24 protein-coding genes are annotated in these 24,459 nt (G+C 75.3%); 10 read left to right on the top strand and 14 right to left on the bottom strand.

What is annotated here, in order from left to right; all coding sequences use genetic code 11:
• Positions 1-9: 9 nt before the first annotated feature.
• A complete protein-coding gene (locus HK417_RS20005; protein ID WP_308123719.1) occupies positions 10-1,035 on the bottom strand; it encodes an iron ABC transporter substrate-binding protein in 1,026 nt (341 codons plus the stop codon).
• Positions 1,036-1,156: 121 nt separating this feature from the next.
• On the opposite strand from HK417_RS20005, the gene HK417_RS20000 reads away from it, so the two are divergent.
• Together HK417_RS20000 and HK417_RS19995 are read left to right on the top strand one after the other, a co-directional pair.
• Positions 1,157-1,897: a response regulator transcription factor gene (locus HK417_RS20000; RefSeq protein ID WP_306433869.1), complete on the top strand. Its 741-nt coding sequence runs from the start codon at positions 1,157-1,159 to the stop codon at positions 1,895-1,897.
• A 7-nt stretch (positions 1,898-1,904) separates the two neighbouring features.
• Positions 1,905-3,566, top strand: a complete 1,662-nt coding sequence (locus tag HK417_RS19995; protein ID WP_222270230.1) for a sensor histidine kinase — start codon at positions 1,905-1,907, stop codon at positions 3,564-3,566.
• Here HK417_RS19995 and HK417_RS19990 read toward each other — a convergent pair.
• Positions 3,485-3,925, bottom strand: coding sequence for a VOC family protein (locus HK417_RS19990; protein WP_222270228.1), 441 nt, complete (start codon positions 3,923-3,925; stop codon positions 3,485-3,487). The two genes, HK417_RS19995 and HK417_RS19990, sit on opposite strands and share 82 nt — an antisense overlap.
• Before the next feature lie 236 nt (positions 3,926-4,161).
• On the bottom strand, positions 4,162-5,217 hold the full coding sequence (locus HK417_RS19985) for a hypothetical protein (protein WP_261327387.1): 1,056 nt from the start codon (positions 5,215-5,217) through the stop codon (positions 4,162-4,164).
• 339 nt (positions 5,218-5,556) lie between these two features.
• Between HK417_RS19985 and HK417_RS19980 the strand changes: the two genes are divergently transcribed.
• Entirely contained in the window at positions 5,557-7,269 is a 1,713-nt protein-coding gene (locus tag HK417_RS19980; RefSeq protein ID WP_222270226.1) for a ScyD/ScyE family protein, read from the top strand.
• 62 nt (positions 7,270-7,331) lie between these two features.
• On the opposite strand, the gene pcaC is transcribed toward HK417_RS19980, so the two are convergent.
• Genes pcaC through pcaH form a run of 5 tightly spaced genes read right to left on the bottom strand, consistent with a single transcriptional unit; the run spans position 7,332 to position 11,367 of the window.
• Positions 7,332-7,733, bottom strand: a complete 402-nt coding sequence (gene pcaC, locus HK417_RS19975; RefSeq protein ID WP_222270224.1) for a 4-carboxymuconolactone decarboxylase — start codon at positions 7,731-7,733, stop codon at positions 7,332-7,334.
• Complete coding sequence (pcaD, locus tag HK417_RS19970; protein WP_222270222.1) at positions 7,730-8,533, bottom strand: 3-oxoadipate enol-lactonase; 804 nt, start codon at positions 8,531-8,533, stop codon at positions 7,730-7,732. Before pcaD ends, pcaC begins: the two co-directional genes overlap by 4 nt.
• Positions 8,530-9,858: a lyase family protein gene (locus HK417_RS19965; protein WP_222270206.1), complete on the bottom strand. Its 1,329-nt coding sequence runs from the start codon at positions 9,856-9,858 to the stop codon at positions 8,530-8,532. Before HK417_RS19965 ends, pcaD begins: the two co-directional genes overlap by 4 nt.
• A 37-nt stretch (positions 9,859-9,895) precedes the next feature.
• Positions 9,896-10,600, bottom strand: coding sequence for a protocatechuate 3,4-dioxygenase subunit alpha (gene pcaG / locus HK417_RS19960; protein WP_222270204.1), 705 nt, complete (start codon positions 10,598-10,600; stop codon positions 9,896-9,898).
• Positions 10,600-11,367, bottom strand: a complete 768-nt coding sequence (gene pcaH / locus HK417_RS19955) for a protocatechuate 3,4-dioxygenase subunit beta (RefSeq protein ID WP_222270201.1) — start codon at positions 11,365-11,367, stop codon at positions 10,600-10,602. The genes pcaG and pcaH overlap by 1 nt, the downstream gene beginning before the upstream one ends.
• Positions 11,368-11,436: 69 nt before the next feature.
• Between pcaH and HK417_RS19950 the strand changes: the two genes are divergently transcribed.
• The 4 genes from HK417_RS19950 (at position 11,437) to HK417_RS19935 (ending at position 15,625) form a co-directional block, all read left to right on the top strand.
• On the top strand, positions 11,437-12,213 hold the full coding sequence (locus HK417_RS19950) for an IclR family transcriptional regulator (protein ID WP_222270199.1): 777 nt from the start codon (positions 11,437-11,439) through the stop codon (positions 12,211-12,213).
• 9 nt (positions 12,214-12,222) lie between these two features.
• Positions 12,223-13,971, top strand: a complete 1,749-nt coding sequence (locus HK417_RS19945; protein WP_222270197.1) for a PIG-L family deacetylase — start codon at positions 12,223-12,225, stop codon at positions 13,969-13,971.
• 75 nt (positions 13,972-14,046) lie between these two features.
• The gene (locus tag HK417_RS19940; RefSeq protein WP_222270195.1) at positions 14,047-15,219 is read left to right on the top strand and encodes a 4-hydroxybenzoate 3-monooxygenase; all 1,173 of its coding nucleotides are present in this window, start codon (positions 14,047-14,049) and stop codon (positions 15,217-15,219) included.
• Positions 15,220-15,421: 202 nt separating this feature from the next.
• A complete protein-coding gene (locus HK417_RS19935) occupies positions 15,422-15,625 on the top strand; it encodes a hypothetical protein (protein WP_222270186.1) in 204 nt (67 codons plus the stop codon).
• Positions 15,626-15,696: 71 nt separating this feature from the next.
• On the opposite strand, the gene HK417_RS19930 is transcribed toward HK417_RS19935, so the two are convergent.
• Positions 15,697-16,566: an MBL fold metallo-hydrolase gene (locus HK417_RS19930; protein ID WP_222270184.1), complete on the bottom strand. Its 870-nt coding sequence runs from the start codon at positions 16,564-16,566 to the stop codon at positions 15,697-15,699.
• Positions 16,567-16,614: 48 nt separating this feature from the next.
• Here HK417_RS19930 and HK417_RS19925 point away from each other — a divergent pair, with 48 nt between their 5' ends.
• On the top strand, positions 16,615-17,124 hold the full coding sequence (locus HK417_RS19925) for a hypothetical protein (RefSeq protein ID WP_222270182.1): 510 nt from the start codon (positions 16,615-16,617) through the stop codon (positions 17,122-17,124).
• A 9-nt stretch (positions 17,125-17,133) separates the two neighbouring features.
• Here the strand turns inward: HK417_RS19925 and HK417_RS19920 are convergent, their stop codons facing one another.
• The 3 genes from HK417_RS19920 to HK417_RS19910 form a co-directional block, all read right to left on the bottom strand.
• The gene (locus tag HK417_RS19920; protein WP_222270180.1) at positions 17,134-18,399 is read right to left on the bottom strand and encodes a M23 family metallopeptidase; all 1,266 of its coding nucleotides are present in this window, start codon (positions 18,397-18,399) and stop codon (positions 17,134-17,136) included.
• A gap of 145 nt (positions 18,400-18,544) precedes the next feature.
• Entirely contained in the window at positions 18,545-18,715 is a 171-nt protein-coding gene (locus tag HK417_RS19915; protein WP_222270171.1) for a hypothetical protein, read from the bottom strand.
• Between the two features lie 28 nt (positions 18,716-18,743).
• Entirely contained in the window at positions 18,744-19,730 is a 987-nt protein-coding gene (locus tag HK417_RS19910) for a substrate-binding domain-containing protein (protein ID WP_222270169.1), read from the bottom strand.
• A 261-nt stretch (positions 19,731-19,991) separates the two neighbouring features.
• Here HK417_RS19910 and HK417_RS19905 point away from each other — a divergent pair, with 261 nt between their 5' ends.
• Both HK417_RS19905 and HK417_RS19900 read left to right on the top strand, forming a co-directional pair.
• Positions 19,992-21,056, top strand: coding sequence for a Glu/Leu/Phe/Val family dehydrogenase (locus HK417_RS19905; protein WP_222270167.1), 1,065 nt, complete (start codon positions 19,992-19,994; stop codon positions 21,054-21,056).
• Between the two features lie 185 nt (positions 21,057-21,241).
• Entirely contained in the window at positions 21,242-21,460 is a 219-nt protein-coding gene (locus HK417_RS19900; protein ID WP_222270156.1) for a DUF3073 domain-containing protein, read from the top strand.
• A 125-nt stretch (positions 21,461-21,585) separates the two neighbouring features.
• Here HK417_RS19900 and purM read toward each other — a convergent pair whose 3' ends face one another.
• Both purM and purF read right to left on the bottom strand, forming a co-directional pair.
• On the bottom strand, positions 21,586-22,662 hold the full coding sequence (gene purM, locus HK417_RS19895) for a phosphoribosylformylglycinamidine cyclo-ligase (RefSeq protein WP_222270154.1): 1,077 nt from the start codon (positions 22,660-22,662) through the stop codon (positions 21,586-21,588).
• Positions 22,659-24,218 carry an amidophosphoribosyltransferase gene (purF, locus tag HK417_RS19890; protein ID WP_222270144.1) on the bottom strand — a complete coding sequence of 520 codons (1,560 nt, stop codon included), beginning with the start codon at positions 24,216-24,218 and terminating at the stop codon, positions 22,659-22,661. Before purF ends, purM begins: the two co-directional genes overlap by 4 nt.
• Positions 24,219-24,459: the final 241 nt, after the last annotated feature.

Raw genomic sequence — 24,459 nt, 5'->3', positions numbered from 1 at the left:
GGAGCGTGCTCAGAGGAGTCCCACGTCCTGCATGAGCTCGGTGACCAGCGGGGCGTTCAGCGAGCCGGGGTCGACGGCGGGCGCCTGCAGGTCGGCGAGCGGCGGCAGCGACTCGGCCGACGCCACCCCGTTCCCCACGGCGTACTCCAGCGCGGTGCTGTCCGCCAGGCGCCGCTGCGCCTCCGCGCCGGTCAGGTACTGCACCAGCCGCTGCGCCTGCTCCGGCTGGTCGGAGGAGGCGAGCACGCCGGCTCCGGAGACGCTGACGAAGGCCCCGGGGTCCTGGTTGCGGAAGTAGTGCAGCGTCACGTCGTCCCCCACCAGGCCGGACTCGGCCTGGTCCCGGTACCAGTAGTAGTGGTACATGACGCCGACGGCGACCTCGCCCTCGTCGACCGCCTTCATCACCGCCGTGTTGCTCGCGTAGATCCCGGCGTTCGCCTTCAGCCCGGCCAGCCAGCTGCGGGTCGCCTCCTCGCCGCTGAGCGCGAGCACGGCACTGACGATCGCCTGGAAGTCGGCCCCGCCGGCGGCGATGGCGACCCGGCCCTCCCACGCGGGGTCGGCCAGGTCGAGGAGGGACGCCGGCAGTTCGGCCTCGGTCACCGCGTCGGGGTCGTACCCGAGCACGGTCGAGCGGGCGGCGAACCCGACCCAGTTGCCCGACGTCGGGCGGTAGGGCTCGCCCACCTGCTCGAGGGTCGCCCGGTCCACCGGGGCGAGCAGCCCGGCCTCGTCGACGACGTCCATGGAGGGGCTGTTCTCGGTGAGGAAGACGTCCGCCGGCGAGGCGTCGCCCTCCTGGACGATCTGGTTGGCGAGCTCGGAGTCGTTCGCGTCGCGGAACTCCAGCTCGATGCCGGTCTCCGCGGTGAAGTCCTCGAGCATCGTGCGGACCAGGCTCTCGTGCTGGGCGCTGTACACGGTGAGCGTCTCCGCCCCCGCGGCCTCCCCGGACCCGCCGCACGCGGTGAGCGTGCCGACGAAGCCGACGGCGGAGATGAGTGCGGCGGTCGCCCGCCGGGGCCTGGTCACGCGCGGTCCTCCCAGTACATAGGCTAGGCAGACCTAACCATGATGCGGGCCGATCGTGTCCCCCAGGGTGTTCCTGTTCGCCGCACAGGGAACTCGCAGGGTCGCCGCGCACAGTCGGGGCATGACGACGACGACCCCCGCATCCAGCTCCCGGGCGCGGCTGACCCGGCCGGACGGCAGCGCCCTGCGGGTGCTCGTCGTCGACGACGAGCCCTCCATCTGCGAGCTGCTGTCCATGGCGCTGCGCTACGAGGGCTGGGACGCCCGCACCGCGCACGACGGCACCGACGCGGTGCGCGCCGCCCGCGAGTTCCGGCCGGACGCCGTCGTCCTGGACGTCATGCTCCCGGACATGGACGGCCTGGAGGTGCTGCGCCGGCTGCGCGCCGACGCCCCTCTGGTCCCGGTCGTCTTCCTCACCGCCAAGGACGCGCTGGAGGACCGGATCGCGGGCCTCACCGCCGGCGGCGACGACTACGTCACCAAGCCCTTCAGCCTGGAGGAGGTCGCCGCGCGGCTGCGCGGCCTGCTGCGCCGGACCAGCCGCGTCGTCGCCGACGACGGCCTGCTGGTGGTCGGCGACCTGACCCTGGACGAGGAGAGCCACGAGGTCACCCGCGGCGGGGAGGACATCCGGCTGACGGCGACCGAGTTCGAGCTGCTGCGCTACCTGATGCGCAACCCCAAGCGGGTGCTGTCCAAGGCCCAGATCCTGGACCGCGTGTGGCAGTACGACTTCGGCGGCCAGGGCAACATCGTCGAGCTGTACATCTCCTACCTGCGGCGCAAGATCGACGCGGGCCGGGCGCCGATGATCCACACGCTGCGGGGCGCCGGGTACGTGATCAAGCCCGCGTCCTGACCTCCTCGTGAGCGGCCACCCCGCGCGGTCCCACCGGTCGCTGCGCACCCGGCTGCTGGTGGCGTTCGTCGTCCCGCTGGTCGTGGTGCTCGCCCTCGTCGGCGTGGTCTCGGTGACCGCGCTGCGGCAGGAGCTCGTCGGCCAGGTCGACGGACGGCTCGAGGACGTCACCTTCCGCTCCCAGAACTACGCCGACCACCCCGGCACCGGCTCGCCCTCGGCACCGCCCGCGGACGCGGGCGACCCCGGCGGCCCGGACGGCCCCGGCGACGGCGGCCCGGCCTTCCTCTACGCCCGCGGGCAGGGCGAGGGCACGCTGGGCGCGCGGGTCGAGGACGGCACGGCCACCGAGGCCGGGGTCCTCGGGGCCCGGTTCACCGTCACCGCGCTGACCGCCCACCAGCAGGCGATCGTCGCCGGCGTGCCCGCCGAGGGCAGCCCGCACACCCGCGACCTCGGCGGGCAGCTGGGCGAGTACCGCCTGGTGGCCACCGCGATGCCCGACGGCGCCGTGCTGGTCAGCGGCCTGCCCCTCGCCGGCACCTACGCCGCGGTCCGCAACCTGATCGCCGTCGAGGTCGTCATGGGGCTGCTGGCCCTGGCGGCCGCCGCGCTCGCCGCGGTGCTCGTCATCCGCCGCACGCTGCGCCCGCTGGACCGGGTCGCGGCCACCGCGACCCGGGTCGCCGAGCTGCCCCTGGCCAGCGGTGAGGTGCAGCTGGCCGAGCGGGTGTCCGCGGAGGACACCGACCCGCGCACCGAGGTCGGCCAGATGGGGACGGCGCTCAACCGGCTGCTCGACCACGTCGAGGGCTCACTGGCCGCGCGCCAGGCGTCGGAGACGCAGGTGCGGCAGTTTGTCGCCGACGCCAGTCACGAGCTGCGCACCCCGCTGGCCTCGATCCGCGGTTACGCCGAGCTGGTCCGCCGGCAGCGCCAGGAGGTGCCCCCGGACGTCGGCCATGCGATGCGGCGGGTGGAGTCCGAGGCGCTGCGGATGTCCGAGCTGGTCGAGGAGCTGCTGCTGCTCGCCCGGCTGGACGCCGACCGGGAGGCCGGCCGGGAGCTGACCACCGAGGAGGTCGACCTGACCGCGCTGGCCGTCGACACGGTCAGCGACGCGCACGTCGCCGGACCCGGCCACCGCTGGCAGCTCGACCTGCCCGACGTCGCCGTCCTGGTCCCCGGCGACACCGCGCGCCTGCACCAGGTGCTGGCCAACCTGCTCACCAACGTGCGGACCCACACGCCCGAGGGCACCACCGCGACCACCCGGTTGCGCGCCGAGGACGGCTGGGCGGTCCTGCAGGTCACCGACGACGGCCCCGGCGTGCCCGCCGCGCTGAGCGGGCACGTCTTCGAGCGGTTCGCCCGCGGGGACGCGTCGCGCTCGCGGCACGCCGGCAGCACCGGGCTGGGCCTGGCCATCGTGCACGCGGTGGTGACCGCGCACGGCGGGACGGTGGAGCTGGCCGGCCGGCCCGGCCGGACCTCCTTCACCGTCCGGCTGCCGCATGCGACGCCTCCGCGCACGCCCCGGAGGTCGACGACCTCGACGAGCCCGCCCGGCCGGCCGGCTGACGCGGATCAGTCGATTCGCTGGGCCAGGTTCACGATGAACCCCTCGGGTCCGCGCACAGACGCCATGCGCCAGACGCCCTCGTACTGACCGACGCCGCCGAGCAGGTGGTAGCCGTCCGCGGCGAGCCGGTCGAGGATCGCCTGGAGGTCGTCCACCTCGAACGTCACGTTGCGCAACCCCAGCTCGTTCGGCATGGGGTCGGGCGAACCCGGTTCGTGGTCCGGGCGGATGAATCTCGACAGTTCCAGCCCGGTTCCTCCGTCGGGCGGCCGCAGCACGACCATCTCAGTACGGGACTCGGGGATGCCGATGACGGTGTCCAGGAACTGGCCTTCCAGAACCGTCCGGCCCTCGGCCTCGAAGCCCAGCCCGACGAAGAAGTCCGTCACCGTGTCGAGATCCCTGACGGTGATGCCGACGTGATCGAAGCGCCGGATAGGTGACATGGGGTGCGTCCTCCTGTGTTCTTCCGTCAGGTCAGGTTCTCATCGGTGCGCTCGTCCGCGCGCCGCAGGTCCGGCGCATGCCCGGGGTGTTGGACACCGGTTCCAGCAGCGCCTCCTGCTCGTCGGTCAGGTCACTGCGCAGGACAGAGGTGCACGGTGCCGGCCCGAGCTGCTCCGGCGTCGGAGGGAAGAGGGCACGCCCAGTAGGACCCACACGTCCGTGAGGGGCAGCCCGCTCAGACCGCCGTGCGGTCGGCGGCCACCTGCGCGTATACCTGCGCGTACACCTGGCGCACCGCCGCCCGCTGCTCGGCCCGCCGGCCACGGTCGGCCCGGCCGGGAGCCGGCCGGGTGAGCGCGGCCACCACCGCGGAGTGCAGGGACGCGGCGTCCGGCCCGGTCTGCGGATCGCAGCCGTAGGCGACGACGTCGGACCACTGCCCGGCATGGTGGCCACCGCCGGGCACCACGGCCCGGGTCCCGGCGTCCCGGCACAGCTCCACCCAGCCGGAGTGGGTGCAGCCGGTCTCCGGCGGCAGCACGCACACGTGCAGCTCCTGCAGCTGCTTCACCGAGGACGACGGGTCGACCGGCCAGCTGCGGCGCAGGTCGAGCTCGCCGGCGGCGGCCAGCTCGGCGAGTCCGGGCGGGCCGGCGCCGAGGTCGGCCTCGGGGTGGACGTCGACGCGCAGCCGCCCGCCGCCGGAGACCGCGCCCGACAGCGCGCCCCGGACCAGGGCGGCCGCCCCGGCCGGGCCCGCCTCGAACCGGCCCAGGTGCAGACCGACCAGCCGGGTCTCCCGGCCGACGTCCAGGGTCGGCTCGGCCAGCGAGGGATGGGCCACCACGATCGCCGTCCGCCCGTACCGGTCGGCGATCTCGTCGGCCGCGCCCGGGGTCAGCGTGAACACGACCTCCGCGGTGGCCAGCAGCGCCCGCAGGTGCGCGCGGTGCCGCGACCGGGCGGGGCCCGCGTCCGGGCCGTCGGGCCCGACCAGGTCGAGGACCGTGACGACGAGGGGCACGCCGGTGCGCCGGACCGCCGTCGTCCAGGCGTCGACCGCCGGCCCGGTCAGCGGCAGGTGGCCGGCCAGGACGTGCAGCACGTCGACGTCCGCGGCGGACGAGGTCAGGTACCGGGGGTCCAGCCACACGCTGCACCCGGCGGCGTCCGCGACGACGTGCCGCACGCCGTCCGGCCGGACGGCCTCCAGGTACGGGTGCCCGCCGGGGACCGGAGCCACGCGCAACGGCCGGGCCGGGTCGCGGCGGGGGTCGACGGTCTCGGACAACGACGTGCGGTCCCTCCGGTGTCGGCGCTCGACCCGGGAGTTCGCTGGTCGTTCGCGTGCGGGCGGCCGTCCGCGCTCGGGCAGCACGCCTCTCCTGTACCGATCCTCACGAACGGTGATCGGGTGTGCACGGAAATTCCCCCGCCGGGGTGACGGTCATGCGGGATGTGACCGGGCGCACAGCAACGCGCCCTAGGTGACGCTGCGTGATCGTCGCCGGAGTGTCGCCGGCCGGACCCCGTCCCGGCCTGCGGACCGTCGCACCGTCCCCCTGGGTTCCGGGAGCCGACCCCCGCCACCAGGCCGGATGCGCCGCAGCGCATCCGGCAGAGGAGACACATGCGCAGGTCCATCGCCCACCTCGGTGTGGGCGCCCTCGTCCTCGGCGGCCTCACCGTCGGGTTCGCCCCGTCGGCCGCTGCGCAGGGTGAGGTGGTGGTCGCCACCGGGCTGGACAACCCGAGGCAGCTCTCCTGGGGGGACGACGGGGTCCTGCTGGTCGCCGAGGCCGGGTCCGGTGGGGACACCTGCGTGACCCCGCCAGGGGCGCCGCCGGAGTCGGGGCTGTGCGGCGGATCGACCGGCGGGATCACCGCGATCGAGGACCCGGGGGGCGGGGGCGGCACCGCCGAGCGCGTGGTCGACGGGCTGTTCTCGCTGGCCGGCCCCGACGGCAGCTTCGCGATCGGCTCGAACGGCGCGGACGACACCGACCTGGACGGCGAGTACCTCGTGGCCGAGGGCAACTTCCCGTTCGGCCCGCTGGCCCCCGAGCTGCTCGCCGCCGCCGGCGCCGACACCCTCGCCCACCTGGTGGTGGTGGAGCCCGACGGGGAGCAGCAGCTCGTCGTGCCCTACGCCGCGCTCGCGGCCGCGGAGACCGAGCTGAACCCCGACGGTGCCCAGGACGAGAGCACCGCCTACGCCGTCCTCTTCGTCGACCCCACCCCGGACGGCCCGGCCGGCGAGGACGGCTACGCGCTGGTCGCCGACGCCGCTGCGAACACGGTGTGGCAGGTCGAGCCCGACGTCGCCGCCGTCCCCGAGAACTGCGTCGGCGACGCGTGCATCCCGCCGTACGCAATCACCGTCTTCGCGACCTTCCCCACGCCGGCCGGCGACGACGTGACCCCCGAGTACGTGCCCACGTCGCTGGCCACCGACGACGACGGCAACGTCTACGTCGGCGGGCTGGGTTCGGAGGTCGCGGGCGCGGCCGAGGTCCGCACGTACGGTCCCGACGGCGAGGAGCTCGAGGCCTGGAGCGGGTTCACCGCGATCACCGGCCTCGCCGTCGACGGCGCCGGCGAGCACCTCTACGTCTCCCAGCTGTTCGGCTCCAACCCGTCCGCCGCCCCGGCCGGGGTGCCGGGCAACGTGGTCAACGTCGACGTCGCGGCTGGCACCTACCGCTCGGTCGACGTCCCCTTCCCGGGCGGCGTCGCGGTCAGCGCGGACGCCGAGGTCTACGTGTCCGCGTACAGCGTCGCGCCGGCGGAGGGGATCGCGGAGACGCCGATGAGCCCGGCCACCCCCGGCGGCGAGGTCTGGCGGATCGACTTCGCCGACAGCGCCGACGCCGGGCTGCCGGTCCCCTTCCCGCAGGACACCGGCGGCGAGGGGGCGCCGGCCCAGGCCTTCCTGATCGCGCTCCCGGACCTGTGCGGCGGGGTCTTCCTCAGCTCAGGGGACCTCACCGGCGAGTGGCGGGTGACCCGGGACGACGACGGCGACCGGATCGAGTACCGCGGGGCCACGACGGTCGACGTGCTGAGCCCGGACGGCACCGTGCTCCTCGACGAGCTCGACGTCTCCGGCGAGGGCTCGGAGTTCTTCGGCGCGGACGGGACGTGGGAGTACGACTTCGCCGCCCCGAGCTTCGTGTTCGCTTCCCCGGCGGAGGTGGACGCGTTCGCCGCGGCCGGCCTGCCGGCGAACTCCTACTTCACGTCGGGCTCGATCACCAAGACCGTCTCGGCCGACGACGTGGTGGAGCTCATCAGCGTGCCCACCGACGCGGTCGACTTCTGCAGCCTGCTGCCGGTCGCCTGACCCCTGACCCCTGGCCCGGGCCGTCGCTGTTCCCCCACCGACGGCCCGGGTCGGGCAGCGGGTCAACGCCCGCGCAGCTCCTCGAGCACCGTCCGGGCCAGCTTGAACGCGTGGTTGGCCGCGGGCACGCCGGCGTACACGGCCGCGTGCTGGATGACCTCGGCGATCTCCTCGTCGCTGAGACCGTTGTTCTTCGCCGCGCGCACGTGCAGCTCGAACTCGTCCCAGTGCCGCAGCGCGATCGTGATGGCCAGGGTGAGCAGGCTGCGGTCCCGCCGGGCCAGGCCCGGCCGCTGCCAGATGTCCCCCCACGCGGTGCGGGTGATGTAGTCCTGGAAGTCCGCGGTGAACGGCGTGGTGCCCGCGACCGCCCGGTCGACCCACGCGTCGCCGAGCACCTCGCGGCGGGTGCGCATGCCGGCGTCGCGGCGGGCGTCGTCGGTGGTCGGTCCCGGCTCGGTCATCGCTCGTCCCCTGCTGTGTCCCCACGGCCGAGTCCTGCCGCGTCGAAGTGGCCGAGCAGCGCCCCGGTGACCCGCAGCGGCTGCTCGAGGTTGGCGAGGTGCGCCCCGGGGCTGAGGGTGAGCAGCTCCGCGCCGGGGAGCCCCGCGGCGATCGCCTCCTGGTGCGCCGGCGGCAGGGCCGGGTCCTCCGCTCCGGAGACCACCAGCGTCGGGGCGGTGATCCGGGCCAGGTCCTCGCGCAGGTCGATCCGCGCGACCACCTCGGCGCACGCGGCGTAGCCCTGGTCGTCGCAGCCGGCGATCATCGCCTCCAGGCGGGCGACCAGCTCCGGGTGCCCGGCCGCGTACGGCGGGGTCAGCCAGCGCGTGACGACGGAGGGCGCGAACGACGCCGTCCCGGCGGTCCGGGCGGCGGCGGCCCGGTCGAGGAAGCCCTGCGGCTCGGTCTTCGCCGACGAGCAGAGGACGGCGAGCCGGTGGACCCGCTGCGGCTCCCGGGCGGCCAGCCGCAGCGCGGTCATGCCCCCCAGCGACAGCCCCGCCACGTGGGCGCGCTCGGCGCCCACCCGGTCGAGCAGCGCGACCAGGTCGTCGACCAGGTCGTCGAGCGTGTACGGACCGGCCGGGGCGGGCGACGTCCCGTGCCCCCGGGTGTCGTAGGTGACGACCCGGTACCGCTCGGTCAGGGCCGGGACCTGCGGGTCCCACATCGCGCGGGTGGCACCCAGGGAGTTGGACAGGACGACGACCGGAGCGTCCTCCGAGCCGTCCACCGTGGCGTCGACCTCGACCGCTGTCATGCCGATCCTCTCAGCTGCTGGACGGTGAGCACGTGCGCGGCGAGAGCCGCGTCCACCTGGGCGCCGGCCTCACCGACGTCCGGCGCTGCGTCGGCGACCAGCGCCGCGCCGTCGACGTCCGGGCGTTCCAGGACGACGTCGGCCAGCGGCCGTCCCTCCTCCACGGCCCGGCGGACGGCCGCGGCCGCCGCGTCGTGTGCCGCGTCGGCGCCGAGCGACGGCGTGAGCGCCTCGGCCAGGGCACCGGCCAGCTGCGGGTCCGAGGCCGCGGTGACGGTCTGCGCCATCCGGCCGGTGTCCAGCCGCAGCGAGCCCAGCGCCTCGGCGAGCCAGGAGGCCGCGGAGCCGACCGTGCCCAGCAGCTCGGTCAGCGTCGGCCACTCCACGTGCCAGGTGCCCGCGCCGCGCTCGTGCTCCTGCTCCATCGCGGCGAACAGGGTGGAGACCAGTCCGGGGGCCCGGCGGGCGCACGCCCGGGCGGAGATCGCCGCCACCGGGTTGTTCTTGTGCGGCATCGCCGAGGACCCGCCCCGGCCCGGCGCGACCTCCGCGGCCTCGGCGACCTCGGTCTGCGCCAGCAGCACCAGGTCCAGGGCGATGGTGGCCACGACCCCGGCGGCCGCGCCCAGCACGCCGGCCACGTCGGCGATCGGCAGCCGGACGGTGAACCAGGGCAGCGGGGTGGTCTGCAGCCCCAGCTCGGTGGCCAGCTCCCGCCGCAGGTCCACGCCGGACCCGCCGCTGGCCGCCAGGGTGCCGACCGCGCCGCCGTACTGCACCGGCAGCTCCGCCGCGACCGCCGCGGCCCGGGCGCGCACGCCGTCCAGCCCGGTCAGCCACCCGGCGGCCTTGAGGCCCACCGTCACCGGCAGCGCCTGCTGCAGCAGGGTGCGGCCCATCAGCACGTCGTCGCGGTGCTCGGTGGCCAGCCGGGCGCACGCCTCAGCCGCCGCGGCCAGGTCCGCGTCGATCAACTGCAGGCCGCGGCGGGCGAGCAGCACCGCGGCGGTGTCGACGACGTCCTGGCTGGTGGCCCCGACGTGCACGGCTCGCGCGGCGTGCGGACCCACCGCGTCGCGCAGTGCCCGCACCAGCGGCGGGACCGGGTTGCCGGCGTCCGCGGACCGCGCGTGGACCGCGGCGAGGTCCAGCCGCCCGGGCTCGCCGCAGGCACGGCTGACCTCGTCGGCCGCCGTGGCAGCGACCAGGCCCACCCGGGCGGCGGCGCGGGCGAGCGCGCCCTCGACCTCCAGCAGCGCCACCAGCCAGACGTCCCCGCCGGAGACCTGGCCGCGGGCAAACGTCGAGTCGAGCAGTCCGGTCACGCGGTCATCCTGGCGGGTCGGGCCCGCAGGTCGCCGCTCACACCGCGAAGAAGACTGTCTCGTCCGTGCCCTTGTCGGCGCAGCCCTGGAGGTGGATGTCCAGCCGGTAGCCGTCGTCCGTGGGCCGGGCGATGAGCGTGGCCCGCGCCGCGTCGTCGGGCAGCGAGCGCAGCACGACGTCCTCGGCGTTGGCCTCCGCCTCGTCGGCGAAGTAGATCCGGGTCACCACCCGGTCCAGCAGTCCGCGGGCGAACACCGACACGTCCACGTGCGGCGCCTGCAGCCCGCCCTCGCCGTCGGGCACCCGGCCGGGCTTGAGCGTCAGCACGGCGTACTCCCCGCCCTCGACGGTGTGCGAGCGGCCGAGCCACCGGAAACCGGGGTCGTGCGTCACCGCGCCGCGCGGGTCGTCCGGGTGGGCGAAGCGCCCCTCCGGGTCGGCCTGCCAGGTCTCGATCATCGCGTCGGGGATCAGGTCACCGTTGCCGTCGAAGACCCGGCCGCGCAGCCAGATCGCGCCGGGGGTGCCCTCCGGGACGGCGTACGGGCCGTCGTCCCAGGTCAGCCCGATGGCCAGGTAGGGGCCGACCGTGGCGCTGGGCGTGGTGCCGAACCGCAGGGGCTCGGTCAGGAAGCCCGTGCCCCGCCGGGGGATGCCCGGGCGCCGCACCTCGACGTCGACCGCGTCCCGCACCAGCGGCGAGGCGTGCGCCGCCGCCACCCCATCACCCTCGACCGTCATCAGGCCACGTCTCCGTCGTCGTCGGTCTCGAACGGCGTCTGCTCCGTGCCGCGCAGGACGATGTCCCACTCGAAGGCCAGCGCCCAGTCCGGTTGGGTCCGCTCCAGGTCGAACCGGCTGATCGCCCGGTGCCGCGCGACCGGCGGGATCGACTGGAAGATCGGGTCCTGGCCGAACAGCGGGTCGTCCGGGAAGTACATCTGGGTGACCAGGCGCTGGGTGAACGCCCGGCCGAAGAGGCTGAAGTGGATGTGCGCCGGCCGCCAGGCGTTGTGGTGGTTGCCCCACGGATAGGCACCGGGCTTGATGGTGGTGAACTCGTACCGGCCCAGGCTGTCGGTGAGCACCCGGCCGAGCCCGTCGAAGTGCGGGTCCAGCGGGGCGGGCCAGTTGTCCATCACGTGCCGGTAGCGGCCGGCCGCGTTGGCCTGCCAGACCTCGACGAGGGTGTCGGGCACCGGGCGGCCGTCGCTGTCGAGCACCCGCCCGTAGACGATGATCCGCTGGCCCTGCGCCTCGCCGCCCATCCGCAGCGTCAGGTCCGCGTCCAGCGGGCCCACCCGGTCCTCACCCAGTACCGGCGCGGTGATCTCGGTCAGCCGGTGCGGCAGGTCCACCGGGGTGCGCAGCGGCGCGCGCAGAGCCGTGCTGCGGTACCCGGGGTAGTCGAGCGGCGTCCGCCGGCCCTCGCCCTCACGCAGGTAACGCGGGAGGACGAGCGCGCTGTCCGACGCCGGACGCGGCTCCCGTGATGTGGTCCCGGTCATGTTCCGGACCGTACGGCCCAGAGCTAGGGTGCCCAAGTCGCATCTTCCACTGGATGAAAGCAGGGGCTCATGGCGGGTGGCGCGGTCACCGCGGGGCGGTCGGTCACCTCCCGGGCCCTCGGCGTCCTGGACGCCTTCGACGTCCGGCATCCCCGGCTGACCCTCTCCGAGGTGGCCACCCGGTCCGGCACCCCGCTCACCACCGCCCACCGGCTGCTCGCCGAGCTCGTCGTCTGGGGAGCGCTGTCCCGCCGGCCGGACGGCCGCTACGAGATCGGCCGCAAGCTCTGGGACCTCGGCCTGCTGGCCCCGGTGCAGCTGGAGCTGCGCCAGGTCGCCGCCCCCTTCCTGCTCGACGTGCACACCGCCACCCGGGACACCGTCCACCTCGCCGTCCGGGAGGGGCTCAAGGCGCTCTACGTGGAGCGCATCTCCGGCCGCGAGTCGGTCCCGGTGGTCAGCCAGGTGGGCAGCCGGCTGCCGCTGCACGCCACCGGGGTGGGCAAGGTGTTGCTGGCGTCGGCGCCCGACGACGTCCTCGACCAGGTGCTGCACCGGCTCAGCCGGGAGACCCGGCACACCGTCGCCGACCCCCGGCTGCTGCTCCGCGAGCTCGCCGAGGTGCGCCGGCGCGGGTCGGCGCGCACGTCGGAGGAGATGAGCCTGGGCGCGGCCTCGGTGGCCGTGCCGGTCACGGTGGAGCGCCCGGCCGGCCCGGTCGTCGTCGCCGCCCTCGGCATCGTGGTGCCCTCCGGGCGCCGGGACGTCGGCCGCCTCGCCCCGGTCCTGCAGGTCGCGGCCCGCGGCATCGGCCGCGCACTGGCCCGGACCGCCGAGTTCCGCTGAGCCGCGCCGGTGCCCGCGGCCGTGCTGGCGGTCGTCGCCCATCCGGACGACGACCTGCTCTTCCTCAACCCCGACCTGGACACCGGCATCCGGGCCGGGCTCCCCACGACCGTCGTCTACGTCACCGCGGGGCAGGCCGGCCTGACCGGGACCGCGGCCGCCGACCGGGTGCGCGACCGGCAGCGCGGCGTGCAGGACGCCCACCGGGTGTCCGCCGGGGTCGGCGACCGGCCGCTGCAGGGCGAGTGGGTCGGCCGGGTCGTCCGGGTCGCCGGCCGTGAGGTCGAGGAGCTCCGGCTGCGGGACCGCCCGGCGGTGCGGCTGGTCTTCCTCGGGCTCCCGGACGGTCAGCTCGCCGCGCTGGCCACGGGCGCCACCCTCTCGACCGTGCCGGCGGCGGACGGGCTGGTCCGCGCACCCCAGCCCTACGACGCCGGGACCACCGTGGCGGTCCTGGCGGCGCTGCTGCACCGGTACCGGCCCACCCAGCTCCACCTCACCGAGCTCTCCGCCGACCCCCGGTACGACGTCCCCCCGTCGCACCCGGACCACCGGGCCGCCGCGGCGCTCGCCGTCCAGGCCGTCGACCGGTACCGCACCAGCACCCGCGACCGGCTGCCGCACGTCACCGAGCACCGCGACTACGGCATCAGCCAGCTCCCGGTCGACCTCGACCCGGCCACCCGCGAGCACAAGCGCAGGCTGTTCGCCGACGAGTACCAGCCCTGGGACCCCGCCGCCGTCGACGCCTGGGGCTGGACCGACCGCGCCTACCACCGGCACCCGGCCGGCACCTCCTGGTCGGCGGTGGACGCCGGCGGCACACTGCACCTGGTCGTCGTCCGCGCCGGCCGCGCCCTGTCCTGGACCGGGGACGGCGGCTCCTGGGACGGCCCCGTCGACCTGGGTGCCGACATCCGCGCGGTGACCACCCTGCGGCGCCTCGACGGTGGCATCCACCTGGCGGCCCGCACGACCGACCACCGCGTCCTCACCCGACCGGCCTCCGGCGGGAGCTGGACCGACCTCGGCACACCGGACCCCGGCGACGCGGCCCGCCACGTCGGGACCCCGGTGCTCGCGTGCAACGCCGACGGCCGGCTGCAGGTGTTCACCGTGAACGCGCGCGGCGGGCTGTCCAGCCGGTGGCAGCGGATCGGCGGCGGCTGGGCGGAGTGGACCGACTTCGGCGACAGCGACCTGCAGGACCCGTGCACCGCCGTCCTGGACGGCGTCGGCCACATCGTGGTGGTCGCCGCCACGCGCACCGGGCTGGTCGCCTGGCGGCAGACCGGCCCGAACGGCCGCCTGGCCCGGGCGACGGTCCCCGCGCTGCCCCCGGCCGGCCCGCCGACCCTGGCGTTCAACGCGGACGGGCGGCTGGAGGTGCACTACCGCCGGGCGGGCACGGCGGCCGTCGCCGTCACCTGGCAGGACGCCGTCCTCCGGTGGACCGCCAGCACCACGCTCGACGGCACCGGGGGGCTCGGCCAGCCGGCCACGGCCACGACGAGCGCCGGCACGATCGCCACGGCGGTCCGGGACCGGGACGGCGGAGCGTCCGTCGCGCTGCAACGGCGGCCCAACTCCCCGTACGGCCCGTGGACCTCCCTGGGCGGGCAGCTCGTCGACTCCCCGATCGCGGTGGCCACCCGCGACGGGCGGCTCGTCGTCGCCGCCGTGCACGCCGACGACGTCCTCCGGTGGCGGACCCGGAAGCCCGACGGGACCTGGACCCCGTGGGCGGACATCGGCTGACGGCAGGCGACGCCCGTTCCGCCCACCGGAAGCCGAGGGTCGCCGCCCACCCGTCGCGGCCGTCACACTCTGGCCGTGCGCACTCAGGTGGGGATCATCGGGGCCGGGCCGGCCGGACTGCTGCTGTCGCGGCTGCTGCAGCTGCGCGGCATCGACACCGTCGTCCTGGAGAGCCGCTCCCGGGAGTACGTCGAGGCACGGATCCGCGCAGGCATCCTCGAGGAGCACACCGTCCGGACGCTGATCGACGCCGGCGTCGGCGACCGGCTGCAGCGGGAGGGCCTGCCGCACGACGGCATCCACCTGCAGTACCCCGGCGTCCGGCACCACCTGGACTTCCCGGCGCTGTGCGGCCGGAAGGTGTGGGTCTACGGGCAGACCGAGGTCACCAAGGACCTCATCCGGGCGCAGCTGGACGGCGGCCCGCCGCTGCTGTTCGGTGTCTCCGACGTCACCCCCGAGGACGTGGACGGCGACGCGCCGCGGATCGGGTTCACCGACGCCGACGGCACCCCGCAGGTGCTCGAGTGCGACGTCATCGCCGGCACCGACGGGTTCCACGGCGTCTCCCGGCCGGTGGTCACCGCCGGCACCGCGGGCCGCACCTGGGAGCGCACCTACCCCTACGCCTGGCTGGGGATCCTGGCCGACGTCGCCCCGTCGGAGGACGAGCTCGTCTACTCCTGGCACCCCGACGGCTTCGCCCTGCTGTCGATGCGCTCGCCGAAGGTGTCCCGCCTCTACCTGCAGGTGGACCCGACGGAGAAGATCGAGGACTGGTCCGACGACCGGATCTGGGAGGGCCTGGCGACCCGGTTCGCCCTCGACGGCTGGGAGTTGCGGACCGGTCCGGTCACCGAGAAGTCGATCCTCCCGATGCGCTCCTTCGTCAGCGCCCCGATGCGGCGCGGCCGGCTGTTCCTGGCCGGCGACGCCGCCCACATCGTCCCGCCGACCGGCGCGAAGGGGCTCAACCTGGCCGCCGCCGACGTCACCCTGCTGGCCGAGGCGCTGGTCCGGCTGCTGCAGGAAGGGCAACCGGACCTGGTGGACAGCTACTCCGACCGCGCGCTGGCCCGGGTCTGGCGGTGCACCCACTTCTCCTGGTGGATGACCTCGATGCTGCACCGCTCCGGCGACGACTTCGACGCCGAGCTGCAGCTCTCCCAGCTGCACCGGGTCTGCTCGTCGGAGACCGCGGCCCGCGAGCTGGCGGAGAACTACACCGGCCTCCCCCTCAACCGCTGAGGAAGGGCCCCCGGACCGGCCGTGTTGGCCAACATGGCCGCTCCGGGGGCCGCCTGGCACGGATCCGCGGCGGACGGCGGTCGACATGTCGCCCGCCACGGCCGTCAACTGGCGATGTCCCCGCTCTTCGGAGCCGGGTTTCGGTGACATCTGCCCGTCCGGGACGCGGACCCTGACCGGTCCTCCCCACTACCTTCTCCTCATGCTCTCCACGCTCCTGGTCATCGCCGGCGTCCTGGTCGGACTGGTCGCCCTGCTCGGCCTGATCGTGCACCTGAGCGCTCCCCGCAGGGTCCGCACCGGTGCTCCGCGCACCCCCAGCTGGGTCGTCGATGCCGGGAAGCCGCACCCCGACGCGTGGTCGCCGCTGTCCACGACGAGCACGCAGATCCGCGCCGTGCGCTGACCCCGCGACGCCTCCGGCGCCGCCGCACCCGCCCAGGGTGCGGCGGCGCCGTCGTCCCGGGCCCCGTCGTCTCACGCCAGGGCGACGGCTCCGCCGGCGGCCGGCCGGACCCGGCCCTCGGCGGCCAGCTTGGCCAGCGTGGCCCGGGTCGACTGCGCCGCGGCCGGCCACAGCGCCCGGGGCACCGCCGCGTACACCTCCGCCACCAACTGGTCGACCGTGCGGGGCCCACCGGCGAGCGCGTCGAGCAGCTGCTGCTCCCGGTACCTGCGGTGCGCCGTGTAGAACTCGAGGACCGCGCCGGGGTCCACCGTGAGCTCGGGTCCGTGCCCGCAGTACAGCGCGGAGGGGCCCAGGTCGTGCACCCGCCGCAGCGACTCCAGGTACGCCAGGACGTCGCCCTCCGGGTGGGTGACCACCGACGTCCCCCGGCCGAGGACGTGGTCGCCGACCAGGACGGCGCCGGACTCCAGCCGGAAGGCCAGGTGGTCGGCGGTGTGGCCCGGGGTGGGGACGACGCCGATCGTCGTACCGGCCAGGACCAGCCGCTCGCCCGGGGTCAGCACCCGGCCCCGCGGACCGGCGACCGCGGGATCGGCGGCGGCCACCGGCGCGCCGAAGTGCGCCCCCCAGGGCAGCGCCGCCTCCGCGTGGTCGGCGTGGTGGTGGGTGACCAGGACGGCGACCACCCGCGCCCCCCGCGCGGCGAGCGCCTCCTCCACGGCCGCCAGGTGCGTGCCGGCGGCGGGCCCGGGATCGACCACCACCGCCTGCCCGCTGCCCGGCGCACCCACCAGGTACGTGTTGGTCCCGTCCAGCGTCATCCCCGAGGGGTTGGGCGCCAGCACCCGGCTGACCAGCGGCTCGAGGTCGGCGGTGTGGGGCATCGTCCCCGGCGCGGGCACGTCCCAGCCGGCCCGGGGGTCCACGGGTGCGGTCACGCCCGCACGCTAGCCCGGCCGGCGACGACCACGGCTAGCGTGGGTGGCATGCGCACCCCCCGCACCCTGGCCCGCGCCGGTCTGTCCGTCGCCGCCGTCCTCGTGCTCACCGCGTGCGGCGGCTCGGACGACGAGGCGCCGGACGCCACCGCGACCTCCAGTGCCGCCGCGTCCACGGCCGCCGGGTCCAGCGCCGCCGAGTCCACCGAGGCCGCCGGCGGGGACAGCGAGGCGCAGGCGTTTTGCACCGAGGCCGAGCAGGCGTTCGCCCAGATCACCAACGGCCTGGACGCCGCCGACCCGAACAGCCTGGACGCCGCGCTGGAGGAGAGCGTGGCCGTCTTCGACCGGATCGAGCCCCCGGCCGAGATCGCGCCGGACTGGGACGCGCTGCAGCAGGCCTTCGCCGGGCTGCGCGACGCGGTGGCCGGCGTGGACCTCAACACCACGGAGGGCCAGATGGCGGTCCAGGAGGCAGTGGCCGACCTGGAGAGCCGGGCGGCCGATCCGCAGGCCCGCGTCCAGCAGTACGTCGACACCAACTGCGGGCCGGCCTGACCCGGCTGCTCAGCAGCCGCGGATGGTGATGCCCCGGGCGGCCATCCACGGCACCGGGTCGACCGCGCCGCTGTACAGCGAACCGCTGGGGTGCACCTCGAAGTGCAGGTGCGGCCCCGTGGACTGCCCGCGGTTGCCGACCTCACCGATCGTCTCCCCGGCCGACACCCGGTCGCCCGCCTGGACGTAGTACTCGTTGACGTGGCCGTAGACGGTGATCGCGCCGTCGTCGCCGCGGATGTAGACGGCCAGCCCGAACCCGGTCGCGGCCCCCGCCCGCTGCACCACCCCGTTGGTCGCGGCGCGGACCGGCGTCCCGATGGGTGCGGCGATGTCCACCCCCAGGTGCGTCACGCCCCAGCGGGCGCCGTAGCAGCTGCTGGTGGTGCCCCGGGCGGGCCGGGCGTAGCCCGAGCCCGCGGCCGCGTCGGACGCCTGGTCGGCGGCCTGCGCCTCGGCGGCGGCACGGGCGGCCGCCTCCTCCTCGGCCCGCTTCTGGGCGAGCCAGGCCTCGTAGGCGTTGCGCGCCCCCTGCAGCTCCAGCAGGCGCACCTGGGCGGCCTGCAGCTGCTGGTCCAGGGACGCTTTCTGCGCGGCCACCTCGGCGACCGCGTTCTGCTGCGCGGCGAGCTGGCCGTCCGCCGCGGCCTTCGCGTCGCCGGCCGCCTGCTCCGCGGCAGCGGCCTCGTCGCGCAGTGCGCGGGCCGTCGAGTCGGCGTTCGCCTGCTGCACCTGGGCGATCTCCAGGACGTCGAGCACGTCGAGCTGGTGGTCGGCGACGTAGTCGAGCATCGCCGCGGTCTGGACCAGCTCGGCCGGGCCGTCGGCGTCCAGCAGCGCCATCTCCGCGCTGAGGGTGCTGCCGTTCATGTAGCTGTCCCGGGAGAACTCCGCGATCTGCCGCTGGGCGGCGGTCACCGCGTCGGTCGCCGCCCGCAGCTCCGCGGCCGCCCGCGCCGCGGCGGCCTGCGCCTGCAGGCTGACCTCCTCCGCCGCCAGGTAGGCCGCGCCCGCCGCCTCCGCCTGCACCTGGGCCTGCTCCAGCTGGGCCTCGGCCGCGGCGACCAGTCCAGCGAGCCGGCCCACCTCGGCCGCGGCCGCGTCCTGGGCCGTCTGCGCGCCGGTGATGTCCTCGTCGCTGGGGTTCACCGGGACCGCCGCGGCACTGCCGGCGCCGCCGACCAGGACCGCACCGGCGACCAGCGCGGCGAGCGCACCGGCGAGCAGCCGGGACCGGCCGGCCGGCCGGTCCGGGCGCTGCGTGCGCTGCGACATGGGGCTCCCTGGGGACGCGGGGCGAGGTGTGCCCAGCGAGGGTCCCATCGGGCACCCCCCGTCCCAGGGGCAACACGCGGCGCGGCAGACGGTTCGCGCGGCGACGGGACCGCGATGTCGACACAGGCCCCTCCCCCGCGGTCGGTCACGCCCGCGCCGGGCGCTCCAGCTCCTCGGCGAGGTGGGTGAGCTCGTCCCCGCCGGCCATCATCGTGGTGAGCTCCTCCGGGAGACCTCGGACTTGGCGGAGTCGCCGAGGCTGCGACCGCGGTTCGTCGGCGCGCGGCTGCGCGGTCGCCTCCTGGGTGACGCCCATGGGCCCTCCCCGTCGACAGCCGTCGTCCTCAGCGCGTGCCGGACGACGCCAGGCCGGCGATCGCGTCGACGTTCTGCGCGTCGACGATCGCCGGGCCGGTGAGCACCGGCTGACCGCCGCCGACGGTGTTCAGGTTCTCCGCGTACAGCTTGAGCAGCACGACGGGCAGGTAGCCCTGCTCGTACTGCTGCTGGTCGACGGCGAAGGTGACGGCGCCGTCCTCGATGGCGGCGATGACGTCGCCGTTCAGGTCGAAGGTGGCCACCTCCGCCGACGAGCCGGCGTCGGCCGCCGCGGCCACGGCCGCTGAGGCCACCGCCGAGTTCAGCGTCAGGACGGCGTCGATCGACGGGTCGCTCTGCAGCTGCGAGGTGATGGTGGACCGGGCCGCCTGCAGGTCGTTGATGTCCACCTGCAGCAGCCGGACGTCGCGGCCCAGGCCCGCCGAGGCGCCGTCGCAGCGCTGCTCCAGCCCGACGTTGCCGGCCTCGTGCACCACGCAGAGCACGTTCTGCCGGCCGTCCTCGGCCAGCCGCTCGCCCGCGCCCCGGCCGGCGACGGCCTCGTCCTGGCCGACGTGGCCGATCGCGCCGAACTCCGCCGACCGCTCGGCGCCGGAGTTGATCGTCACGACCGGGATCCCGGCGTCGACGGCGGCGGCCACGGCGTCCTGCAGGGCGTCGGGGTTGGCCATCGAGACGACGATCCCGTCGACGCCCTGGTTGACGGCCGCCTGGATCAGCTGGGACTGCCGCTGCGGATCGCCGTCGCTCTGGTAGTCGACGCCGACGCCGAGGTCCTCCCCCGCCGCCCCGGCGCCGTTCCGCACCACGTCCCAGAAGGCGTCACCGGCCGAGCCGTGGGTCACCACCGCGAACTCCAGGTCCCCGCCGGCCGGTGCGGCGGCCGCAGCGGTGCTCGCGCTCTGGCCGCTCCCGGAGTTCTCCGTGGCGCACCCGCCGGCCAACAGGGGGGCCGCCAGGGCGAGGGTGAGCAGGCGCGTGCGTCGGGCCATGGTGTGGATCTCCTCCGGTGTCGCGGGCACGGCGGTGCTCCGCGGGTCGCCTGCTCCCGGCCGGCCGGCGTTGGACCCGGGCTCCGAGGCACGACAGGCGTCGGGACCACCGGCGCCTGCCGTCAGCTCCCGATGATGCCCGGCCGCCTCCCCGCCGGTCGCAGGCACCTCACGGCCGGGACCGGGCGGTCTCCGGCGGCCCCCCGCCGGGCTGGGCCGGGACGACCGGCACCCGACCCGGCCCGGCCTAGGCTGCGAACCGTGGACGTACTGGGTTCCGGGCATGAACAGGTGGTCTTCTGCAGCGACCCCGGGTCGGGTCTGCGCGCGGTGATCGCGATCTACTCGACGGCCCTCGGGCCGGCACTGGGAGGAACGCGCTTCTACCCGTACCCCTCGGAGGAGGCCGCGGTCGCCGACGCGCTCGCGCTGTCCAAGGCGATGGCCTACAAGAACAGCCTCGCGGGCCTGGACCTCGGCGGCGGCAAGGCCGTGATCATCGGGGACCCGAACCGGGACAAGACCGAGGCGCTGCTGCGGGCCTACGGCCGGTTCGTGGAGAGCCTCGGCGGCCGGTACCTGACCGCGTGCGACGTGGGCACCTACAACGCCGACCTGGACGTCGTCGCCCGGGAGACCCGGTTCGCCCACGGCCGCTCGGAAGCGTTCGGCGGGTGCGGCGACTCCTCGGTGCTGACCGCCTTCGGGGTCTACCAGGGCATGCGGGCCGCCGCGCAGCACCGCTGGGGCACCCCGTCGCTGGCCGGCCGCACCGTCGCCGTGGCCGGGGTCGGCAAGGTCGGGTCGCACCTGGTGGACCGGCTGGTGGCCGACGGGGCGGCCGTCGTCGTCACCGACGTCGACCAGCGCGCGGTCGACCGGCTGCTGACCCGCCACCCCAAGGCCATCGCGGTGGCGGACACCGATACCCTGGTCCGCACCCCGCACGACGTCTACGCGCCGTGCGCGCTGGGCGGCGCCCTGGACGACGAGACCGTGTCCGTCCTGCCCGCCGAGATCGTCTGCGGTGGGGCGAACAACCAGCTCCCCCACGACGCGACGGCGGACCTGCTGCGCAAGCGCGGCATCCTCTACGCCCCCGACTACCTGGTGAACGCCGGCGGGGTCATCCAGGTCGAGGACGAGCGGCACGGCTTCTCCTTCGCCCGGGCGGAGGCCAAGGCGACGACGATCTTCGACGTGGCGCTGCGGGTCTTCCGGCAGGCCGACGACGACGGGGTCTCCCCTGCGGTCGCCGCCGACCGGCTGGCCGAGGAGCGGATGCGCGACGTGGGCCGGCTGGCGACGATCCGGCTGCCCCGCTGACCCCGCCAGAGTGAGACCCCGGTCACATCCACCTCCGGATGAGGGGGTCGCGGACGCCGATGCGTGCCCGTGACCCGTCCGTGTCGTAAGCTCGCTGCAGGACACAGTCACTCAGTCGGGGTCGCCACACGGGCCGTCCAGCCCAGTGCTGGGCGCCCGCACTCCGTCACGAGGGGGTCGAGCCAATGGGGCGCGGCCGAGCGAAGGCCAAGCAGACACGCGTGGCCCGTGAGCTCAAGTACAGCTCACCCAACACCGACCTCACAGCCCTCCAGCGTGAACTCGCTGGTCAGCCGTCGTCGTTCCCCACCCGCGGTGGGACCAAGGACGACGACGAGGACAGCAGCTACGCCGATCGCTGGGCGCAGGAGGACGAGGACGACGACTGGGCTGCCAGTCGTTGACCAGCTGAGCCCTGCGGCCCGGCGTTCGTCCCACCGCGACACCGCCGACACCTCCGGGTGCGGCGGTGTCGTCGTGCGCGCCGGCCGCCCTGCACCCGCCGCGAGCGCGGGGGCAGGGTCCTTCCTCAGCGGTAGCTGCCGACCAGCCGGGCGCCGCCGGCGCCCTCGGCCCGCTGCACCGTGCCGGCCACCCAGGCCGGGACGCCGCGAGCGGTCAGCATTGCCTGGGCACGCTCCGCGTGCTCACGGGCGACCGCGGCCACCATGCCGACGCCGCAGTTGAACGCCCGCTCGGACTCCGCCCGCGGGACGCCGTGCTCCTCCATCAGCTGCACCACGGCCGGGAGCGCCCAGGTGCCGCGGTCGAGCACCGCCTCCAGGCCGTCGGGGAGGATGCGCGCGGTGTTGCCGGCCAGCCCGCCGCCGGTGATGTGCGCGAACGCGTGCACCGTCTCGACGCCGAGCTCGTCCACCAGCGTCAGGCAGTCCCGGGCGTAGATGCGGGTCGGCTCGAGCAGCTCCTCGCCCAGCGGTCGGTCCAGGCCGGCCGAGGTGGCGTGCAGGTCCAGCCCCGCGCGGTCCACGACCCGGCGCACCAGCGAGTAGCCGTTGGAGTGGAAGCCGGAGGATGCCATGGCCAGGACGACGTCGCCGTCCCGGACCCGCTCGGGCCCGAGCACCGCGTCGGCCTCCACGACCCCGACCGCGGTGGCGGCCAGGTCGTACTCGTCGGCGTCCATCAGGTCCCCGTGCTCGGCGGTCTCCCCGCCGACCAGTGAGGCTCCGGCCTGGGTGCAACCGGTCGCGATGCCGGTGACGATCGCGGCGATCCGCTCCGGGACGACCCGGCCGCAGGCGACGTAGTCCTGCAGGAACAGCGGTTCGGCGCCGCAGGCCACCAGGTCGTCGACGACCATGGCGACGAGGTCGATCCCGATCGTGTCGTGCCGGTCCAGCGCCCGGGCCAGCGCGATCTTCGTGCCGACGCCGTCGGTGGACGAGGCGAGCAGCGGCGTGCGGTACTTCGTGGTGTCCAGGGCGAACAGGCCGGCGAAGCCACCGAGCCCGCCGACCACCTCGGGCCGGTTGGTCTTCTCCACCGCGGCGCGCATCAGCGTCACGGCCCGCTCCCCGGCGTCGATGTCGACGCCGGAGGCCGCGTAGGTGAGGTCGGCGTCCGTCCCTGTGCCCCGCTCCGTCACGGGCGCTGGAGCGCGTCGTCCGCGCCGCCGGAGACCGCGGGGCTGCCCGCCTGCTGCCCGGTCCAGCCGGTCACCGCCGGGGCGCCCTCGGACAGCGCCCGCCGGCCGATGCCCTCCAGCACGTGCTTGCCGAGGACCTCCGGCTCGCCGAGCGGGATCGGGTACTCACCGGTGAAGCAGGCGGTGCACAGCCGGTTGACCGGCTGCTCGGTCGCGGAGATCAGCCCCTGCTCGGAGACGTAGCCCAACGAGTCGGCGTTGATCGACGCGCGGACGCCGTCGACGTCCAGGCCGTTGGCGATCAGCTCGGCCCGGCTGGCGAAGTCGATGCCGTAGAAGCAGGGCCACTTCACCGGCGGCGACGAGATGCGGACGTGCACCTCGAGCGCGCCGGCCTCGCGCAGCATGCGGATCAGCGCCCGCTGGGTGTTCCCGCGGACGATCGAGTCGTCGACCACGACCAGCCGCTTGCCGCGGATGACGTCGCGCAGCGGGTTGAGCTTCAGCCGGATGCCCAGCTGGCGGATCGTCTGGCTGGGCTGGATGAAGGTGCGGCCCACGTAGGAGTTCTTGACGAGGCCCAGCCCGTAGGGGATGCCCGAGGCCTCGGCGTACCCGACGGCGGCCGGGGTGCCCGACTCGGGCACCGGGATGACCAGGTCCGCGTCGGCCGGGTGCTCCTTGGCCAGCCGGCGACCGATCTCCACCCGGGCGGCGTGCACGCCGCGGCCGGAGATCGTGGTGTCCGGGCGGGCCAGGTAGACGTACTCGAAGATGCAGCCCTTGGGCTCGGCAGGGGCGAAGTGCTGGCTGCGCAGCCCGTCCTCGTCGATGGCGAGCAGTTCACCGGGCTCGACCTCGCGGACGAAGGACGCGCCACAGATGTCCAGCGCGGCGGTCTCGCTGGCCACCACCCAGCCCCGCTCCAGCCGGCCGAGCACCAGCGGGCGGACGCCCTGCGGGTCGCGGGCGGCGTACAGGGTGGTCTCGTCCATGAAGGTGAAGCTGAAGGCGCCGCGCAGCATCGGCAGCACCTCCATCGCCGCCGCCTCGACCGACATGTCCTGCCGGGCGGCGATCAGCGCCGTCACCAGGTCCGAGTCGGTGGTCGAGGCGAAGGCCCCCGCGACGCCCTCGTCCGCGGCCCGGCTGGCGAGCTCGGCGGTGTTCACGAGGTTGCCGTTGTGGCAGAGCGCCAGGCCGGCGCCGTCCCCGGTGGTGCGGAACGTCGGCTGCGCGTTCTCCCAGGTGGAACCGCCGGTGGTGGAGTACCGGGTGTGGCCGACGGCGAGGTGGCCGCGCAGGCTGCCCAGCGTCGGCTCGTCGAACACCTGACTCACCAGGCCGAGGTCCTTGTAGACCACCACCGAGGAGCCGTCGGAGACCGCGATGCCGGCCGCCTCCTGCCCGCGGTGCTGGAGCGCGTACAGGCCGAAGTAGGTCAGCTTCGCGACCTCCTCCCCGGGCGCCCAGACACCGAAGACGCCACAGGCGTCCTGGGGTCCGGGAGCATGGGGATCGAGGTCGTGCGTCAGCCGTCCGTCACCGCGAGGCACAGGTCGAGCGTACCGGCGGAGCCGGAGACCGCTCGTCGTGCCCGGGTGGCGCCACTCACCCCCGGGGCAGAAGTGGCCACTCCTGCCCCGGGGGGCTCAGGAGATGTGGCCGACCTCGGCGCCGATGGTGGTGTCCTCGCCGTGGCCGGTCCGGACCACGGTGTCCCCGTGCAGGGTGAGCAGCCGGGCCCGGATGGAGGTCAGGATGGTGGGCTTGTCGCTGTAGGAGCGGCCGGTCGCG

The sequence above is a fragment of the Modestobacter marinus genome (assembly GCF_019799945.1).
In the GTDB taxonomy this organism is placed as follows: domain Bacteria; phylum Actinomycetota; class Actinomycetes; order Mycobacteriales; family Geodermatophilaceae; genus Modestobacter; species Modestobacter marinus_B.
The sequence above is the reverse complement of the archived record's forward strand: the minus strand, read 5'-3'. Positions and strand labels throughout refer to the sequence as shown.

Coding starts and splice junctions, on each gene's coding strand:
- HK417_RS20000 (WP_306433869.1), top strand. CDS start 1,157: ATGACGACGACGACCCCCGCATCCAGCTCCCGGGCGCGGCTGACCCGG.
- HK417_RS19990 (WP_222270228.1), bottom strand. CDS start 3,925: ATGTCACCTATCCGGCGCTTCGATCACGTCGGCATCACCGTCAGGGAT.
- HK417_RS19980 (WP_222270226.1), top strand. CDS start 5,557: ATGCGCAGGTCCATCGCCCACCTCGGTGTGGGCGCCCTCGTCCTCGGC.
- pcaC (WP_222270224.1), bottom strand. CDS start 7,733: ATGACCGAGCCGGGACCGACCACCGACGACGCCCGCCGCGACGCCGGC.
- pcaD (WP_222270222.1), bottom strand. CDS start 8,533: ATGACAGCGGTCGAGGTCGACGCCACGGTGGACGGCTCGGAGGACGCT.
- pcaG (WP_222270204.1), bottom strand. CDS start 10,600: ATGACGGTCGAGGGTGATGGGGTGGCGGCGGCGCACGCCTCGCCGCTG.
- pcaH (WP_222270201.1), bottom strand. CDS start 11,367: ATGACCGGGACCACATCACGGGAGCCGCGTCCGGCGTCGGACAGCGCG.
- HK417_RS19950 (WP_222270199.1), top strand. CDS start 11,437: ATGGCGGGTGGCGCGGTCACCGCGGGGCGGTCGGTCACCTCCCGGGCC.
- HK417_RS19935 (WP_222270186.1), top strand. CDS start 15,422: ATGCTCTCCACGCTCCTGGTCATCGCCGGCGTCCTGGTCGGACTGGTC.
- HK417_RS19925 (WP_222270182.1), top strand. CDS start 16,615: ATGCGCACCCCCCGCACCCTGGCCCGCGCCGGTCTGTCCGTCGCCGCC.
- HK417_RS19920 (WP_222270180.1), bottom strand. CDS start 18,399: ATGTCGCAGCGCACGCAGCGCCCGGACCGGCCGGCCGGCCGGTCCCGG.
- HK417_RS19915 (WP_222270171.1), bottom strand. CDS start 18,715: ATGGGCGTCACCCAGGAGGCGACCGCGCAGCCGCGCGCCGACGAACCG.
- HK417_RS19910 (WP_222270169.1), bottom strand. CDS start 19,730: ATGGCCCGACGCACGCGCCTGCTCACCCTCGCCCTGGCGGCCCCCCTG.
- HK417_RS19900 (WP_222270156.1), top strand. CDS start 21,242: ATGGGGCGCGGCCGAGCGAAGGCCAAGCAGACACGCGTGGCCCGTGAG.